A 16,355-nucleotide genomic window follows, 5' to 3' on the forward strand; every position below is an offset into this window, starting at 1 on the left:
GATGTGCGGTGAGGGAGCACGCTGTGCCCGGCCCCCTGATGGAGCCGGGCACACGGTGTTACTTCGCGATGGCGCCCTGGATTTCGCCGGTCATCTTCTGCCACAGCGCTGCCGGGTCACCCTCGCCCGCGATGATCGCGGCCTCGGTCACGCCCCAGAACTGCCAGACCTTGCCCATTTGCGGGATGTTCGGCATCGGAACGGCGGTTGCTCCGACCGTACCGAAACCGGCGGTGATCGGGTCGGCGGCAGCTGCCTTGAAGGCGCTGGTCAGCGCGGGCGGGCGCCCGCCGACCTCGTAGAGCGCGGTCTGCACCTCTTCGGAGCCGATGTAGTTCACCAGGAACTCATTGGCAGCGAGAGCGTTCTTGGTCTTCGCACTCACGAAGAAGCCCTGCACGCCGACAAACGGCTGGGCAGGGTTGCTGCTGGCGGTCGGGATCGGGTCGATCGCGACGTCGATGCCGGCCTTCTGGGCATCCGGGACATTCCACGGACCGGAGAGGAAGAACGGCGATGCGCCGGCGTTGAACTTCTCTTTGGCGATGTCGTTGGTGATGTTTACGCTGAGGTGCCCTGCGGCGCCTTCGGATGCGAGCCAGGCCGCGTAGGCCTCTCCACCGGCGTTGCCGATCGAGAGGTCTTCGGCGTTATAGCTGCCGTCGGAGTTGGTGCCGAACACGGGGGCGCCGAACGAGGTCTGGAACGGGTACAGGTGATACGGGTCCGATTCCGGTCCAACGGGCACGAGGAACGGGAACTCAGTGCCGGCGGCGGTGCCGGCGGCGACCATGTCCGCGTACGTCGCCGGCGCGGTCGGCGCCAGGGCCGTGTTGCGGAGGAGGGCGATGTTCTCGATCGAGTAGGGGACACCGTAGGTCTTGCCCTCGAAGGTCATCGCGGTGACGGCGACCGGCTGGAAGTCAGCGGTCGTATCGCCGAGTTCAACGGGCTTGAGCACGCCGTTCGAGACGAGGTTCCCGATCCAGTCGTGGGCGCCGATCGTGATGTCGGGGCCCTTGCCGGTCGGAACCTGGGCGATGAACTCTTCCTGGATCTTGGGGAAGTCCTTCTGGATGAGTTTTACCTTGACGCCGGATTCCTTCGTGAATGCCGCCGCCGCGTCTTTGAGGACCGCGCCGCGGTCGGCATCGACCCAAACCGTCAAGGTGTTGGCGGCGGCTTTATCGCCCTCGCCACCCTGCGGGGAGGCCCCGCCGGAGCATCCGGACAATGCGAGGGACGCTGCGATCACTACTGCGCCGGCAGCGACGAGACCTTTCATGTTCACCATCATTGGTGTGCCTTTCTCAGGACATTGAAAATTTATGCAAGCGTTTACATTTATAGCAAGTATCGGAACCATTGACAACTGAAATAGTCGGATCTGAATCTTGAGCAGGTGATGCGCACAGCCCGCAGGCCTGCAAGCGCTTCCATAGTCACGAAAATGCCGTAGGGTTTCTTTTCATGACAGGCTCAGAGTGGTGGCGAACCGCAGTTATCTATCAGATCTATCCTCGGTCCTTTGCGGACGCCAACGGTGACGGGATGGGCGATCTAACCGGCATCACCAATCGTCTCCCTGCTCTCCGGGCTCTCGGGATAGACGCCATCTGGCTCTCGCCGTTCTACACGTCACCGCAAAACGACGCTGGTTACGACGTGGCCGATTATTGCGATGTCGACCCTCTCTTCGGCACGCTCGATGACTTCGACACCCTGCAGCACACGGCACACGAGCTGGGCATCCGCGTGATCGTTGACCTCGTGCCAAACCACTCCTCAAGTGAGCATCCATGGTTCAAAGCTGCCCTCGCCGCAGCCGAGGGCAGTGAGGAGCGCGCGCATTACATCTTCCGTGATGGCCAGGGCGAACACGGCGACCTTCCCCCGAACAACTGGGATTCCGTCTTCGGCGGCAATGCCTGGACCCGCGTCACGAACCCGGACGGCACTCCCGGCCAGTGGTACCTGCACCTCTTCGACACCACACAACCCGACTTCGACTGGGACAACGAATGGGTGAAGGCGCAATTCCGCGATGTGCTCCGGTTCTGGCTCGACCGCGGGGCGGACGGTTTTCGGGTGGACGTCGCGCACGGCATGATCAAAGCGACCGGTCTTCCCGACTACACGCCTCCGGTCGCGGGCGGCAGCATGGGCGGTGCCTCGACGGAGGGGCCAGGCATCATCACCGAGTGGCCCGAAACCGCGCCCTACTGGGCCCAGAACGGTGTGCACGAGATCTACCGCGACTGGCGCCTCATCCTCGACGAGTACCCGGGCGACCGCATCCTCGCGGCCGAGGCCTGGGTCGATCCGCTCAGCCACGTCGCCGAATGGGTGCGCCCCGACGAGATGCACCAGGCCTTCAACTTCGCCTACCTCGAGACGGCTTGGGCCGGCCCGGCCCTCCGCCGCGTCATCGACGATTCCCTCGCTGCGTTCGGCGCAGTTGGTGCCCCGAGCACCTGGGTGCTCTCCAACCACGACGTCGTGCGCCACGCCTCCCGGCTCGCGCTCAACCACGAGAACCTGCAGGGCCACGGTATCGGGCCGACGACGCCCGACCTGCCCGACAGCGTGATCGGCCTGCACCGGGCCCGGGCCGCCTCAGCGCTCATGCTCGCGCTGCCCGGCTCCAGCTACCTCTACCAGGGCGAGGAACTGGGTCTACCCGAGGTCATCCACCTGCCCGACTCCGCACGCGAAGACCCCACCTGGTTTCGCACCAACGGAGAGCGCTACGGCCGTGACGGATGCCGCGTGCCGCTCCCCTGGGAAGCCGCCGCTCCCTCCTACGGCTTCGGCCCCTCGGCCGAGAGCTGGCTGCCGCAGCCGGACGAGTGGGCGGGCCTCGCCCGCGACGCGCAGGTCGGCGTCGCCGGCTCCACCCTCGAGTTGTACACGCTGGCCCTGGGCCTGCGCCGGGAGCACGCCCTCGGGCTGGGCTCGGTGGAGTGGCTGGACGGCCACGCTGACGAGATCGTGGCGCTGCGCAACGGCGCGGTGACGGTCGTCGCGAACACGGGCGCGGAATCCGTGCCTCTGCCTGCCGGCGAACTCCTCCTCGCCAGCGGCCCGCTGCCCGGCAACACGCTCCCCGGCGACACCACCGTCTGGCTGCGCGCCTAGCCCCCACCCTCGGGGCGTTTGCCCAAACGAATTCGACGGAGATTCTGCCCGAAACGGCCGGTTTAGAACTCAAAACCCAGTTCTAGAGCAAAATCTCCGTCGAATTCGTTCGGGGCACGGGGCAGAACGGCGCTCGAAGGCGACGGATGCCGCGTGCTCCGGCGACGCGATCAGTGACCCCGCAGCGCCGCCATGGGACAATCGAAGGGCGTCGCCTGAACGGGGAGCGCATAGAAGGAGTAGCAGTGACCGGCACGGGGATCGACAGCGGAACCGAACACGGAACCGAACCGGGACCCGGCACCGACCCCAACACCGAACCCGAAGCCGACCAGGCGGCCCCGACGCGCGGGGATCTCGCCGAACCTCGCGAGCTCACGACAGAACTGACCCGGTTCATGCTGGCATACAAGTTCGCGACCGACGAGATGATGACGAAGATCAACATCTTGAAGGAGGAGTTCGCCTCCATCCACGACTACAGCCCGATCGAGCACGTCAACTCTCGGCTAAAGACGCCCGACGGGATCCTGAAGAAGGCCGTCCGCAAGGGCTGCCCGCTCGTCCTCGACGACATTCGCGCCCAGATCCAAGACATCGCCGGCATCCGCATCACCTGCAGCTTCATCTCGGACACGTACCGCATTCTCGACATGCTCACCAGCCAACTCGACGTCACGGTGCTCGAGGTCAAGGACTACATCGCCGCCCCGAAGCCGAACGGTTACAAGAGCCTGCACCTGATCGTCGACATCCCCGTCTTCCTGTCCGACCGGGTCGACGAGGTCACGGTCGAGATCCAGATCCGAACGGTCGCGATGGACTTCTGGGCGAGTCTCGAGCACAAGATCTATTACAAGTACCACGGGGCGGTTCCGGTGGATCTGGTGGGCGACCTCAAGCAGGCGGCGGATGCCGCCAATCGCCTCGACCTGAAAATGGAGGGCCTGCACGACCAGGTCCTGGCCATGGAGCCCAACGGCAGCGGAGAGACCCACCTGCTCGAGATCGCCGGGCTGTCGCAGCTGGCACTGCCAGAGGGCCTCCTCGCGGCCATCGGCCGCGCCCGGGCCGCCGAGTCCCCGCCCAAGTCCGCGCCAGTGACCGAGCCTGAGGACGAGGACGAGACCAAGGCCGAGGCGGCCGGCTAGTTCCAGCTGGCCTGTGTCGGGGTCGAACTAGTTCGTGTTGGCGTACAGCCAGACGAGCGGGTTGACCTTGGTGCCGTCCTTGCCGCCGACGCGGATCTCGAAGTGCAGGTGCGGGCCGGTGGACATTCCGGTGTCGCCGACCTGGCCGATGACCTGGCCGACCGTGATGACGTCGCCGGTCTTGAAGAGCATCGAGCCGTGGATCATGTGCGCGTAAACGCTGGAGACGAGCTCGCCGTCGATCATGTGGTCGATGATCATGTGCACGCCGAGGCTGCCTTCGCCGTCTTGGGCGTAGCGCACGACGCCGTCGGCGATCGACTGGATCGGCGCGCCGAGGCCCGGGTTGAAGTCCTGGCCGCCGTGGTTGGAGGAGCAGCCCGCACAGTCGCGGAAGCCGAACTCGTCACCGATGTGCACGCCCACCGAGAAGGGCCATTGCACGGTGCCGTTCGGGTTGTTCGTGAAGGTCGCTTCCATCCGGATGCCGCTGGCCGCTGCGACCTCGGCGATGGTCTTCGACTCGTAGCCGTCACGCTCGACCGAGATGGTGTCCGCTCCGCCGGTCATGGAGAGCGACTGGGCAGGTTCGCCCTGGGCGCTCAGCTTCGCGTTGTAGGCGGCGGCCTGCACATCGGCAGAGGACAGCAGCGCCTCGGCCGGCAGGGAGGTGGCCACGGCCATCAGGGCGACGAAGGCCATGGCGACCATCGTGACCCCCGTCGTGGCGAACTTACGCACCCGATTGGCGGGGGCCGTCGCGGTGGTGCGGGGCCGGGGTGCCGGCGTGGTGGCGGCGGCCGGGTGAACGGCGGGCGCCAGTCGCTCCCGGGCCGATGCGCGGCGGGGGCGGGAGGCGGGCTGTTCCGCGCGGCGCTGCGCCCGGGTGGGGAAGGGGATCTCCGTGGACGTCGTGACGGCGGAGCTGGCCGTCTGCAGCCGGTCCACGTCGGAGACCGGAGCGTCGGCGGCGGCCGGCGCGGCGATCAGGCGGTCCGAGTCAGCGATCGTCACGGACTCGAATTCGGGTTCAGCGAGGCTCGCGGCGCCCAGAAGGTCGAGGTCCGGCGTCAACGGCCCGGCACCAGCGGGATCGGCGGCGGTCGGCGCGTCGGTGACCGCGGAGCCTGGAATGTCCAGCACTGGGACGGACATCCGCTCGCGCTCGCGCAGTTCGCGACGCGTGAGGGGCTTCGTTGCAGGGTCACTCACACCCGGCACCGAGGCAGCCGAGCTAGAGGAGTGAGGGAGCAAAGGATCGGTTCTTTCGGCGCATTGGACGGTTGAAGATAGTCGTCTTGGCCTCAACCAAAGTAACGAATCAGTACAGGCTACCGCCCGGAGGCCGGTTATCCCTACTCTTCGAAGCAGAATGACACCCGAAAAAGGGGCACTGCCTCCGTTTCCGGCGATCTCTCCGGGCCGCCACGAGCACGTCGGTCACCGGTGTTTCCGCGGCATCCGTCTCGTTCGAAGCGGTTCAGTCGCCTACGCTTCCGCGTCGGCCATGAAGTCATCGAAAAGTTTGGCCAGAAGGGGTTGGCAGACCCGATAAAGGTCGGGAGCCCCGGCAATGAGCAGGCCCATACCCTCGCGGTCGGCTCCGAAGCCACCGACTCGAGCGCTGGCCTCGCGCGCCACCAGCGCGCCGGCCGCGTGGTCCCAGGGGCTCAGCCCGCGCTCGTAATAGAGGTTCAACCGCCCGGCGGCAACCGAACACAGGTCGAGTGCGGCCGACCCGATGCGACGGATGTCCCGTACCTCGCCGATCAGGCCCCGCACGACGTCCGCCTGCCGCTCTCTTTCGGCCGCGCGATAGGAGAAACCGGTGCCCAGCAACGCCAGCGACAGCGGCACGTCCGTCGGCACCTGCAGCCGGTGGGCGCCCAGCCACGCCCCGTCACCTGCTGCCGCGGTGAACAGCTCGTCACCGGTCGGGTTGTAGACGGCGCCGGCCAGAGTGGTCCAGGTGGCCGGATCGGGGTCACCCTCGACGACGGCGATACTGACCGCCCAGGCCGGAAAACCGTAGAGGTAGTTGACGGTGCCGTCGATCGGGTCCACGACCCAGGTCAGGCCGGATGTGCCGCGGGTGGCCGCCGACTCCTCGCCGAAGAAACCGTCATCGGGCCGGGCGTCGGCCAGGAGAGCCCGAATCAGCGACTCGGTTTCCCGGTCGGCCAGGGTCACGACGTCTTCCGGGGCGGACTTCGACGCGGCGACCTGCACCCCAACAGTTCTCCGCCGGGCAGCCAGTTGCCCCGCGGCGAGCGCGGTGTCCTGGGCGAGGCGAAGCAATCCGGCTGAGGCACGTGTGGTCATGGTGCAACGCTAAATGATGCGGAAGAGAGAGTGGCAAGTGAGGGATTCGAACCCCCGAAGTCTAAGACGGCTGATTTACAGTCAGATCCCTTTGGCCACTTGGGTAACTTGCCAGTACGCACCCGACCATATGCAAAACACGTGACCGGAGACGCTCAGTCAGAATACAAGGTTTTGGTCCCCAGTGAGAAATCGGCACGTCCGGTACCTATCGGACGGTGGATATGATCGGAGATGACTCAACTTCATTCCCGATAGGAACCTCATGGTAGGCATCGATGACGTCGCCCGCCACGCGGGCGTCTCTACCGCCACTGTTTCGCGCGCACTCAGCGGCAACGGCCATGTGTCCCCTGCCACCCGTTTAAAGGTCGAAGCATCCGCCGGGGAACTCGGCTACGTCGTCTCCTCCACGGCATCGAGTCTCGCCTCCGGCCGGATGAAGAACATCGGTGTCGTCGTTCCGTTCCTTGACCGCTGGTTCTTCTCCAGCGTTGTCGAGGGTGCTCAGAAATCCCTTCTGAAGAACGGCTATGACCTCACCCTGTTCAGCCTGACCGGCGGCGGAGGCGAGCGCCGCATCGTGTTCAACCATTTCCTGCTGCGTCAGAGAGTGGATGCTGTCATCGCGATTTCCCTCGAACTGACCACGACCGAAGTCGCCACCCTGCACGCACTCGACAAGCCTCTGGTCGGCGTCGGCGGCCCGATCGAGGGTGTTCGCACGCTCACGATCGACGATGTTGCCGTGGCCAGGCTCGCCACGGAACATCTGCTCTCCCTGGGCCACACACGGATCGCACACATCGGGGGAAATGAGGACGTCGACCGGGATTTCCATCTTCCAACCAACCGCCGGGTCGGCTATGAGTTAGCCCTGACGGCAGCCGGAATCACTCCAACTGCCGAATTGTTCAAGCCTGCGGACTTCACGATGAAAAGCGGCTACCAAGCGGCCACACAACTTCTTGGCAACCCGCACGGTCGGCCGAGCGCCGTTTTCGCCGGCTCAGACGAGATGGCGATCGGAGTCATCCTTGCCGCACGGGACCTCGGCCTCGTCGTGCCGCGGGACGTGTCCGTGATCGGAATCGATGACCACGAACTCGCGGACTTCTTCGGCCTCACCACGATCGCCCAGTTTCCGCAGGGGCAGGGCGAGAAGGCCGTCGAGATCCTGCTGGACCGGCTGCGTCCGGGCCAGAACCAGCTCTCGTCCCTGAACACCCCCATGCCATTCGAGCTCCTCGTGCGCTCCAGCACCGCCCGGCCGGGCGAATAGGCACCCACTGGGTACTATTGCAGGCATGGCAGACTCAACGTTCGACATCGTCAGCAAGGTAGACCCGATGGAGGTCGACAACGCCCTCAACCAGGCGCACAAAGAGGTCGCACAGCGCTACGATTTCAAGAATGTCGGCGCCTCGATCGAGATGAGCGGCGAGAAGGTGCTCATGAAGGCCAACTCCGAGGAGCGCGTCAAGGCCATCCTCGAGGTTTTCGAATCCAAGCTGATCAAGCGCGGCATCTCCCTGCGCAGCCTGGACGCTGGCGATCCCTTCGCCTCGGGCAAGGAATTCCGGATCGAGGCCTCGATGAAGGCAGGGATCGACCAGGAAAATGCGAAGAAGATCAACAAGATCATCCGCGACGAGGGCCCCAAGGGCGTCAAGAGCCAGATCCAGGGCGACGAGCTGCGGGTCAGCTCGAAGAGCCGCGACGACCTGCAGGCCACCATGGCCCTGCTCAAGGGCAAAGACCTCGACGTGGCCCTGCAGTTCGTCAACTTCCGCTAGTCCCACGCCTGCATTCACCAATTCGACGGAGATTTTGCCGATTTCGCCGCGGAAATGCCTTTAAGCGTGTTTTTACAGCAGAATCTCCGTCGAATTCGTTAGGAGCGCGTTCGGCTCCGGCGATGTTCAGGAGAACGCTTCGATCATGCTCAGCACGGCTGGGGTGAGCAGCACGATGAACAGCACCGGCAGAATGCAGAAGATGAGCGGGAAGAGCACCTTGACCGGGATCTTCATCGCCTTCTCTTCGGCGCGCTGACGGCGGCGCAGGCGCATTTCCCCGGCCTGCACCCGGAGCACGTCCGCGATCGCGATGCCGTAGGTGTCGGCCTGGATGACCGACCGGGTGAACCGGCGCAGGTCCGATGACGAGGTGCGGTCGCCGAGCGCCTGATAGGCGTGCGTTCGGGTGCGGCCGATGCTCATGTCCTGCAGGGTGCGGATGAATTCCTCCGCGAGCGGCCCCTTGCCGTTCGTTGCCGCCTTGGCCATCGCCGCTTCGAAGCCCAGACCGGCCTCCACGGCGATCGTCATCTGGTCAAGGGTGTCGGCCAGGGCGTTCTGGATCTTCTCTTGTCGCTCCTGCCCGCGGCTGATCAGGAGAAGGTCGGGCACGAAGAAGCACAGAACCACAAGGAGCGCACCGAGCACGAATCGCGTCGGGACCGGGTCCCCGCTGATCCACAGGAGCGCCAGGAGCGCACCGGCGGTGCCCGCGAGCGGCTTGGCGATGAGGATCTTGTCGATGGTCCAGGCCGGGGGCCGACCGGCGAGCGCCAGCCTGCGTTCGAGCATCCCGAGGTACCCTCGGGGGGCCAGTTCGCGCATCGTTCGACCCCGTCTGACGCGCGCTGCGGTCGTCCCGACGAGGTTTAGACCTGCATCCCCGATGTCGGTGATCGGCTTGGCGGCGCGACCGCCGACGAGGATGCCGACCAGGACCGCGAACCCGCCGGCAACGGCCAGCGAGGCAAGGATTGCGATGAGTGAAGGCACTGGATTCTCCTAGAACTTGACCTTGACGACGGCCATCATCCACAATGAGCCGGCGACGAGCAGGATGGCGGCGACGACCAGGGCGGCGATGCCCCAGATGCTGCCGAAGAAGCCGGCGAAGTAGTTCGGCTGCGTCAGCAGCAGAAACGTGAACACCCCGATCGGCAAGAGGATCAGCACCCAGGCTGACATCTTTCCCTCGGCGGCGAGCGACTTCACTTGGCGACGGATCTCGTTGCGTTCCCGGATGGTGTGGCCCACCCGGTCGAGCACCTCGGACAGGTTGCCGCCGACCTCACGGTTGATGGCGATCGCCTGCGCCACCCACTGGAAGTCCTCGCTCCGCATCCGGGTGGCGGTGTTGTCGAGAGCATCACCGAGGTCCCGGCCGATGCGAGTCTCGTTCACGACCCGAGCCAACTCGTCCGCCGACGGCGACGGCGTCTCCTGGGAGGCCGCGTCCACCGCCCGCAGCAGGCTGTGACCGGCCCGCAGGCCGCCGGCCAGAAGCGCAAGGGTTTCGTCGAGCTGTTCCGCGAACTTTGCGCGACGCTGCCCCGCCCGCACGTGAAGAAACACCTTCGCTCCGATCGGGCCGAGCGCCGCGAAGGTCGCCAGGAGCGGTATCGCCCAGAAGGTGCCGTTCCCCAAGAGCAGGCCGGTCAGGGCCAGCACGGTCGACGTCGAGAGCACCATGAGCACGAAGCCGGACGGCTGCATCCGGATGCTGGCCTGTTCCAGTTCCTCCGCGGTGAACGGCGCGCGGCCGCGACGAAGGATCGCCCCCTCGATGGCCTCGACCGTGCGGTCGGTCACCCGGGTGAGGGTCGACGTGTCCACCGCACCCGGCGCTCGACGGCGTTCCAGCGGCACCCGGGGCCGTGGTGGTGCGATCACCAGGAAGACGATCACGAACAGGGCGATCAGCGCGGCGGCGATTCCTCCGTAGAGGGCCAGCTCATTCATCTCTGGCTCCGGGTGACGAGGTTGGCCTGGAACACGCTCGGGGACAACGGAATTCCGAGGTCCCGGAATTTGTCGGCGAACCGGGGCCGCACCCCGGTCGCCACCGCGTGGCCGAGCAGGCGTCCGGCCTCGTCGACGCCGGCACTGTAGTCGAAGACGAAGGCGTCCTGCAGGGTGACGATGTCACCCTCCATGCCTTGGACCTCCGTCACGTGCGTGACCCGACGGGTGCCGTCCTTGAGTCTGGTGATCTGGATGATCACATCGATCGCCGACGAGATCTGCTCTCGGATGGCGCGCAGCGGCAGGTCCATTCCGGCCATCAGCACGAGGGTTTCGAGCCGGGCGATCGCGTCGCGCGGCGAGTTCGAGTGAACGGTCGAGATCGATCCCTCGTGCCCGGTGTTCATCGCCTGCAGCATGTCCAGGCTCTCGCCACCGCGGCACTCGCCGATCACGATTCGGTCCGGCCGCATCCGGAGGGAGTTGCGCACGAGGTCACGGATGGTGACCTCGCCTTTACCCTCGATGTTGGCCGGCCGGGACTCCAGCCGGATCACATGGTCCTGCTGTAGCTGCAGCTCCACCGCGTCCTCGATGGTGATGATGCGCTCATTGGAGGGGATGTAGGCGGAGAGCACGTTGAGCAGCGTCGTCTTCCCGGTTCCGGTGCCACCGGAGACGATGATGTTGAGTTTGGCCTTCACGCAGGCATCCAGCACCTGGGCCATCTCGGCGCTCAGCGTGCCGAAGCCGACCAGGTCGTTCACGGTGAAAGGTTCGCGCGCGAACTTGCGGATCGTGAGCGAGGAGCCGTCGACCGCGAGCGGCGGGATGATCGCGTTCACCCGCGAGCCGTCGGCGAGGCGCGCGTCCACCAGCGGCGACGACTCGTCGATGCGGCGCCCGACCTTCGACACTATGCGCTCGATCACCCGGCGCAGCTGGGCCTCGCTGGTGAAGCGGGCAGCGCTGCGACTGAGCTGGCCGTCACGCTCGACGAAGATCTGCTCGTGGCCGTTGACCATGATCTCGGTCACGCCGACGTCGGCGAGCAGTGCCTCCAGCGGGCCGAGCCCGAGCACGTCGGCACCGATCTCGGCGATCAGCCGGGTGCGCTCCTCCGGACTGAGCGGAACCTGTTCGGCGGCGACGATGCTGCCGAGTTCGGCCCTGGCATACGAGTGCAGCTGTTCCTCACTCAGGCTCGGGTCGTTCAGGCGCGTGCCGATACGGCCGAAAAGTTCCTGTGCCGCCCGTTCCTTGAGTTCTGCCAGTGGGTCAAGCGGCGGCGCCGGGATGGGCGCGGGTTCCGGAGCGGGAGCCTGAGCCTCCGGTGCAGCTGTGGCCTCGGTGGAGGGTTGAAGGGCAACGTCCGTCACCGCCCTCGATGCAGAGAGGTTGCCGTTGCCGGTCTTCTTGTCGAGCTTGTGCAGTGGACCATCGCGGCGTGCCGCCTCCACTCGGTCGGTCAGTTTCATGCGACAACCACCCTTCGATGCAAGCGACCGCGTTTGAACGACCCGCTGGGGTCGAATCGGCGCACCAGCTCCGTGAGGGCAGCCGATGCTGGATTTTTCTTTCCGTTCTGGAGCAGCGGAATGCCACGATTCGTGGACAGCGTCACCAGGCTCGATCGGGGAACGGCGACGTCCACCGGCACACCGATCGTTGCCTCGACGTCCTTCACGCTCAGCCCGCTCACCCGGTCGGCGAAGTTCAACACGACATGACGGGCCGGCGGCAGGATGCCGATGGTGGCGAGAACGGCGAGCTCCTTGCGCAGGCCGCGTGCACCCGGCACGGACATGTCGCAGAGGAATACGGCGTCTGTGGCAGCCTCGAGGGCGGCCAACGCGTGTTCACCCAGGCCGGGCGCCGTGTCGATGATCACGAACCGAAAGATCCCGGCGAGTTGGCGAATCAGGTGACCGAGCTGCTCGCCAGTGACCCGGTCCCCGTCGGCCGGCGACTCCGCGCCGCACACGACGTAGTAGCCGTCCGGATGCGGGGTGAGGTAGGCCTTGAGCACCATGGCGTCGTTGGCCGCGACGGCGGTGACGGCATCCGGCAGGAAGCGTCCGGGTGTCAGCGACAGGGCCATGGCCACGTCTCCGAACTGCACATCGGCGTCGACGAGCACCACCGACAGCGGGGCCTGCTTGGCGAGGCCGACGGCCAGGTTGGTCGCGATCGTCGTCTTGCCGACACCGCCCTTGGCGGCCACCACCGCGATGGTCTGGCGCGGGATGACCTCCGGCTCCGGAGTCTCCTCGGTCGTGGGCGGGTCGAGGGTAGGGGGTTCGAGGGTGGACGGTTCCTGCTCATCGGCTGCCGACCGGTCGTCGAGTGCGGTGACATCCGCTAGCCCGATCTCGCCCGGGCTGCCATCCCGGGCTTCTTCGCCGGGTCCGACGGCCGAGGCCGTCTGCGCTACCGACCCCAGCACCCCGTCACGCCAGGGGCTCAGTCGTGGGCGGCTCATTGGAACACGACGCTTCCGTCGACGACCGCTGAACCGGTCTCATCAGCCGTCTTCGGCTCGATGGTGAGCCACACGCTGCCGAATTCCTTGCCCCAAACCAACTTCTGGATATCTGCGGTCGGCCGAGCGAGAGTGACCATGACGGTCTCGGCTGCCTCGGCTGCCGCGTCCGCTCCGTCGGCAGGGGGCGTACTGGTTCCCTCGCGTACCGCGGTGACGAGCACCTTGTGGAAGACCTGCCGGCTGATTGGCGTGTCTTCGGCGCCGTCAGCGCCTTTGATGGTGGCGGAAATCACGACGCCGACGGTGTCGCCCGGCTTGATCGTGCCGCCGACCACCCGCTCGACGGGAAGGGCGATGCTGACCGCCTGCATTCCCTCCGGCAGTGCGACGTCTCCGCTGGCCGCCCGCGTGGCGGGCGTCACCCAGCGAGACTCGAGCAGCTGCTCGCCGGGCATCAGTGCGGTGTCCGCCACCAGGCCCTTCAGGTCGCTCAGCTTCGTCACCCGGCCCGGCACCGCGGCGAGGGCCGGGATCTGCTTCGCGGTGATGAGGTCGGTGATCGCGCTCGCCTCGGTGCCGGCTGGGATCTCATCGGCGACCAGGTAGACCGATACGAACTCGGCGCCGTCGGCTGCTCGCGCGTCGGCGCTGTTCACGTAACCGGTGAGCACGACGGTGCCAACGATGGCCAGAACGATCGCGAGGATCGCGCCGATGAGTCGGGTTTTCATTGCAGCTCCTACTTGATTAGGTTGACGCTGGTTGCGTTGAGTTGAGGCCCGCCCAGTCCGAACGCCCCGTCGATGGAGACCCATTTATTGAAGTAGCCCTGGATGCCGTTCCAGTTATTGCTCTTGTCGCTTTCATCGCAGGGTTTAGGGGCCTTGGGGTCCTTGGGAGCCTTGGGAGCTGTTGGGGCTGCGGCGGGGCAGAGCGGGGCCAGTGGATCGAGGACCTTGGTGGACGGGAAGTTCCAGCCGGTGATGGTGAACCCGGCAAAGGCGAAGATGCGATACTCGGCGTTGGTTCCCGTGCCACGAACGCGGTCATAGATCGGCACCAGCACCGTCGTGCCCTTGAGGCTTTCCAGCTTCGACTTGCAGTCGGTGTTCACACTCCCGCCGGCGTCGCTGCCCACCCAGAGCTGCCCGGCCGCGTCAAGGTTGAGACTCAAGTTGACGATCGCCACGCAGGCGTTGGCGTTGTCAAGCCAACCAAATCCCCCGGGGATGACTTCCTCTGAGGGAGCGTGCTTGCAGATCTTGTTGGTGTCGGTGCGGATGGTCACATGTTTGCCCGACGCCGCCAACGACTCCTGAAACTCGCACCAGGACAGCGCGAGCGCGAGCACGGGGCCGGACCCCGGGCCGCCCCACTGCGCCGTGGCGGTCGCGCCCACGGTCGTAGGGTCGACGCCGATGAACCGCGCGAAGGGGTGACTGATGGCCCCTGCATTGGTGCCGGCGACGCGGGTGCTGTCGGAGACCGTCACGGTCTTGTTAGCCATGCTGATGCTCGGTGCCAGCACGTTGGCGGCGCCGTCATTCGCGTTGTCGTTGGTGAAGCGCGCGGCGGCGCCGGCCGGATCGGTGCAGACACCGTCCTGGCAGTCGCGGGCGATGGCGAGGGCAGCGGCATCCGCGCCGTTCTGAAGCTGTGCGCGCTCCGCGTAGAGGGCCCCGACATCGACTGCAATCGCCACGAACCCCAGCAGAGGCACGAGCAGGATACCGACCATCACAGCGCTCGCACCGCGCTCGGAACGAAGCCCACGATTCAACCACCGCATAGCATGACTCCTTTGCCGGTCAGGGGAAGCGTGGTGCCGAAATAACCGGTCAGAAGTGACACGCTGTAGGTGATGGTGACCGTGACGGCCTGGTTGGCGGCACACGCCGCGGGCGTGATCGAGATCTGGCCGCCCGACACGCTCGGGCTGATTGACGGGGCGGCGGCGATGGCCGCGGCCTTGGCCGTCGACTGACTGTTGTGAATCGCCATGTTCCTGGCGCCTTCGCGGGCCGCATTGGACAGCGAAATCTGAATGTTGTAGAGCCGGCTGAACTCGATGAGGCCGAGCACCAGCAGCAGGAGAATGGGCAGCACGAGCGCGAACTCCACGGCGGCAGCGCCGCGTTCGCCTCGTCGATGGAGGAAACGCATCATTTGGTGGCCCCTTCGGGTAGGCCTGGCGTTGCGGGTGAAAGTCGGGGGTGAGTGCGGGCGGCGGCGGCTCGCCTTGGCAAGCCGCCGCCGGCGCACGGGGTTCCGGCGGATCATGTTCCGCCGGGCACGCGTCGGTTAGAGTTCTAGCGCAACCCCGTTAAACAACGCCGTGAGGGCTGTGCCGACCGCGGTGACCGCGACGATGATGGCGACGGCGATGAGCGAGACCATGAGGCCGTACTCCACTGCGGTGGCGCCCTCTTCGTCGGTGCGCAGGCTGTTCATGAGGGCCTGAATTTTGGTGTAGAACTTCATCTCGGGTTTTCCGTTCTGTGTGGGCCGGCCAGGGCGGCCGAGCGAATGACCACAAGTTACGTTCGCCGAGAAAACCTCACTACTCCCCAGAAGAGGGGGTCCCCGTCTGGGGGCAGCTGAATGAAAGCTGAAGAAATACTGAAAGCAGCATGACAATGACTCGCGAGGTGGGATTGTCGCGAGCGAGGCCGTCATTCGGGTTCGAGCCGATCAGTTCGAGTGGCTCAGGGAATCGCGCGGGAGGTGTCTCCAGGCGCGCTGCGGGCAGGAAAAATCGGGTACACAGGTGCTCCTCGGGTGAAGCGATCTCGCCGTAGGGTCGACGACAGAGTCACCGTAACCCCGTCTCCACGATCGCCCTACCCCCGTGCCGGGGGTTCTTCAGCCCAGGATCACGCCGAGAAAGGCCCCGGCGAGCATGGACGGCCCGAACGGGATGGAACTCCGCAGGGTCACCCGGCGCAGCGCCAGGGCGACCAGCGAGACCAGACTGCCGATCAGGAAGGCACCGAAAGCACCGACGAGAAACGGGGTCCAGCCCAGGTAGCCGAGCGCAAGGCCGATCACGGTGGCCAGCTTCACGTCGCCCATGCCAATGCCGCCGGGCGAGATCAGGGCGAGTACGAGATAGAACGCGAACAGCGCGGCACCGCCAAGGAAGGCCCCGAGCAGGGCCTGCCAGGCCCCGGATGCCGCCGCCGCGAGCGTCAACAGTATCGGCAGCACGATCAGCGAGGGGTAGACCAACGCGTTCGGCAGACGCTTCTCGGTGATGTCGACGACGCTGAGCACCACCGTGATCAGCGCCAGGTACAGATACGCCGGCAGCTCCCACCCGACCCCGAACTCCCACACGACCAGGGCGACCAGCAGGCCGGTCGACACGGTCACCGCGGCACGCACCGGCCAGACGAAGCGGCGGCGGATGCGCAGCATCCGTTCGGCAATCCCGGTCATGAAAACCCCGAGTGCGGCGCCGATCAGACCGGCGACAATCGACAGCCAGGGCGCCACGCG

Annotated in this window: 16 protein-coding genes and 1 tRNA gene; 4 read left to right on the plus strand and 13 right to left on the minus strand. The window is 66.0% G+C overall.

The window, feature by feature from the left end:
• Positions 1 to 58: 58 nt before the first annotated feature.
• On the minus strand, positions 59 to 1,297 hold the full coding sequence (locus CXY82_RS08000) for a maltose ABC transporter substrate-binding protein (RefSeq protein ID WP_104170450.1): 1,239 nt from the start codon (positions 1,295 to 1,297) through the stop codon (positions 59 to 61).
• A 173-nt stretch (positions 1,298 to 1,470) separates the two neighbouring features.
• Here CXY82_RS08000 and CXY82_RS08005 point away from each other — a divergent pair, with 173 nt between their 5' ends.
• On the plus strand, positions 1,471 to 3,138 hold the full coding sequence (locus CXY82_RS08005; protein WP_104170451.1) for a glycoside hydrolase family 13 protein: 1,668 nt from the start codon (positions 1,471 to 1,473) through the stop codon (positions 3,136 to 3,138).
• A 245-nt stretch (positions 3,139 to 3,383) separates the two neighbouring features.
• Positions 3,384 to 4,289: a GTP pyrophosphokinase family protein gene (locus CXY82_RS08010; RefSeq protein ID WP_233199258.1), complete on the plus strand. Its 906-nt coding sequence runs from the start codon at positions 3,384 to 3,386 to the stop codon at positions 4,287 to 4,289.
• 27 nt (positions 4,290 to 4,316) lie between these two features.
• On the opposite strand, the gene CXY82_RS08015 is transcribed toward CXY82_RS08010, so the two are convergent.
• From CXY82_RS08015 to CXY82_RS08025, 3 genes are all read right to left on the minus strand, one after another.
• Positions 4,317 to 5,501: a M23 family metallopeptidase gene (locus tag CXY82_RS08015; protein ID WP_146069076.1), complete on the minus strand. Its 1,185-nt coding sequence runs from the start codon at positions 5,499 to 5,501 to the stop codon at positions 4,317 to 4,319.
• 276 nt (positions 5,502 to 5,777) lie between these two features.
• Complete coding sequence (locus CXY82_RS08020; protein ID WP_104170453.1) at positions 5,778 to 6,611, minus strand: inositol monophosphatase family protein; 834 nt, start codon at positions 6,609 to 6,611, stop codon at positions 5,778 to 5,780.
• A 31-nt stretch (positions 6,612 to 6,642) separates the two neighbouring features.
• Positions 6,643 to 6,724, minus strand: a tRNA-Tyr gene (locus CXY82_RS08025).
• A gap of 152 nt (positions 6,725 to 6,876) precedes the next feature.
• Between CXY82_RS08025 and CXY82_RS08030 the strand changes: the two genes are divergently transcribed.
• Both CXY82_RS08030 and CXY82_RS08035 read left to right on the plus strand, forming a co-directional pair.
• A complete protein-coding gene (locus CXY82_RS08030) occupies positions 6,877 to 7,893 on the plus strand; it encodes a LacI family DNA-binding transcriptional regulator (protein WP_104170454.1) in 1,017 nt (338 codons plus the stop codon).
• Positions 7,894 to 7,918: 25 nt separating this feature from the next.
• Entirely contained in the window at positions 7,919 to 8,407 is a 489-nt protein-coding gene (locus tag CXY82_RS08035; protein WP_104170455.1) for a YajQ family cyclic di-GMP-binding protein, read from the plus strand.
• A 126-nt stretch (positions 8,408 to 8,533) separates the two neighbouring features.
• Here the strand turns inward: CXY82_RS08035 and CXY82_RS08040 are convergent, their stop codons facing one another.
• From CXY82_RS08040 to CXY82_RS08080, 9 genes are all read right to left on the minus strand, one after another.
• Complete coding sequence (locus CXY82_RS08040; RefSeq protein WP_104170456.1) at positions 8,534 to 9,403, minus strand: type II secretion system F family protein; 870 nt, start codon at positions 9,401 to 9,403, stop codon at positions 8,534 to 8,536.
• Between the two features lie 9 nt (positions 9,404 to 9,412).
• Positions 9,413 to 10,369, minus strand: coding sequence for a type II secretion system F family protein (locus CXY82_RS08045; protein WP_104100712.1), 957 nt, complete (start codon positions 10,367 to 10,369; stop codon positions 9,413 to 9,415).
• On the minus strand, positions 10,366 to 11,850 hold the full coding sequence (locus tag CXY82_RS08050; RefSeq protein WP_104170457.1) for a CpaF family protein: 1,485 nt from the start codon (positions 11,848 to 11,850) through the stop codon (positions 10,366 to 10,368). The genes CXY82_RS08045 and CXY82_RS08050 overlap by 4 nt, the downstream gene beginning before the upstream one ends.
• Positions 11,847 to 12,854: an AAA family ATPase gene (locus CXY82_RS08055; protein WP_104170458.1), complete on the minus strand. Its 1,008-nt coding sequence runs from the start codon at positions 12,852 to 12,854 to the stop codon at positions 11,847 to 11,849. Before CXY82_RS08055 ends, CXY82_RS08050 begins: the two co-directional genes overlap by 4 nt.
• A complete protein-coding gene (gene cpaB / locus CXY82_RS08060; protein WP_158252035.1) occupies positions 12,851 to 13,588 on the minus strand; it encodes a Flp pilus assembly protein CpaB in 738 nt (245 codons plus the stop codon). Before cpaB ends, CXY82_RS08055 begins: the two co-directional genes overlap by 4 nt.
• A gap of 8 nt (positions 13,589 to 13,596) precedes the next feature.
• A complete protein-coding gene (locus tag CXY82_RS08065) occupies positions 13,597 to 14,646 on the minus strand; it encodes a TadE/TadG family type IV pilus assembly protein (protein WP_104170460.1) in 1,050 nt (349 codons plus the stop codon).
• Positions 14,634 to 15,023 carry a TadE/TadG family type IV pilus assembly protein gene (locus CXY82_RS08070; protein ID WP_233194071.1) on the minus strand — a complete coding sequence of 130 codons (390 nt, stop codon included), beginning with the start codon at positions 15,021 to 15,023 and terminating at the stop codon, positions 14,634 to 14,636. The genes CXY82_RS08065 and CXY82_RS08070 overlap by 13 nt, the downstream gene beginning before the upstream one ends.
• Before the next feature lie 135 nt (positions 15,024 to 15,158).
• The gene (locus CXY82_RS08075) at positions 15,159 to 15,338 is read right to left on the minus strand and encodes a Flp family type IVb pilin (protein ID WP_104170461.1); all 180 of its coding nucleotides are present in this window, start codon (positions 15,336 to 15,338) and stop codon (positions 15,159 to 15,161) included.
• A gap of 381 nt (positions 15,339 to 15,719) precedes the next feature.
• Positions 15,720 to 16,352, minus strand: coding sequence for an A24 family peptidase (locus CXY82_RS08080; RefSeq protein ID WP_104170462.1), 633 nt, complete (start codon positions 16,350 to 16,352; stop codon positions 15,720 to 15,722).
• Positions 16,353 to 16,355: the final 3 nt, after the last annotated feature.

Source organism: Cryobacterium sp. M23 (assembly GCF_002929655.1).
Classification (GTDB): domain Bacteria; phylum Actinomycetota; class Actinomycetes; order Actinomycetales; family Microbacteriaceae; genus Cryobacterium; species Cryobacterium sandaracinum.

Coding starts and splice junctions, on each gene's coding strand:
- CXY82_RS08000 (WP_104170450.1), bottom strand. CDS start 1,297: ATGATGGTGAACATGAAAGGTCTCGTCGCTGCCGGCGCAGTAGTGATC.
- CXY82_RS08005 (WP_104170451.1), top strand. CDS start 1,471: ATGACAGGCTCAGAGTGGTGGCGAACCGCAGTTATCTATCAGATCTAT.
- CXY82_RS08020 (WP_104170453.1), bottom strand. CDS start 6,611: ATGACCACACGTGCCTCAGCCGGATTGCTTCGCCTCGCCCAGGACACC.
- CXY82_RS08030 (WP_104170454.1), top strand. CDS start 6,877: ATGGTAGGCATCGATGACGTCGCCCGCCACGCGGGCGTCTCTACCGCC.
- CXY82_RS08035 (WP_104170455.1), top strand. CDS start 7,919: ATGGCAGACTCAACGTTCGACATCGTCAGCAAGGTAGACCCGATGGAG.
- CXY82_RS08045 (WP_104100712.1), bottom strand. CDS start 10,369: ATGAATGAGCTGGCCCTCTACGGAGGAATCGCCGCCGCGCTGATCGCC.
- CXY82_RS08050 (WP_104170457.1), bottom strand. CDS start 11,850: ATGAAACTGACCGACCGAGTGGAGGCGGCACGCCGCGATGGTCCACTG.
- CXY82_RS08055 (WP_104170458.1), bottom strand. CDS start 12,854: ATGAGCCGCCCACGACTGAGCCCCTGGCGTGACGGGGTGCTGGGGTCG.
- cpaB (WP_158252035.1), bottom strand. CDS start 13,588: ATGAAAACCCGACTCATCGGCGCGATCCTCGCGATCGTTCTGGCCATC.
- CXY82_RS08065 (WP_104170460.1), bottom strand. CDS start 14,646: ATGCGGTGGTTGAATCGTGGGCTTCGTTCCGAGCGCGGTGCGAGCGCT.
- CXY82_RS08070 (WP_233194071.1), bottom strand. CDS start 15,023: ATGATGCGTTTCCTCCATCGACGAGGCGAACGCGGCGCTGCCGCCGTG.
- CXY82_RS08075 (WP_104170461.1), bottom strand. CDS start 15,338: ATGAAGTTCTACACCAAAATTCAGGCCCTCATGAACAGCCTGCGCACC.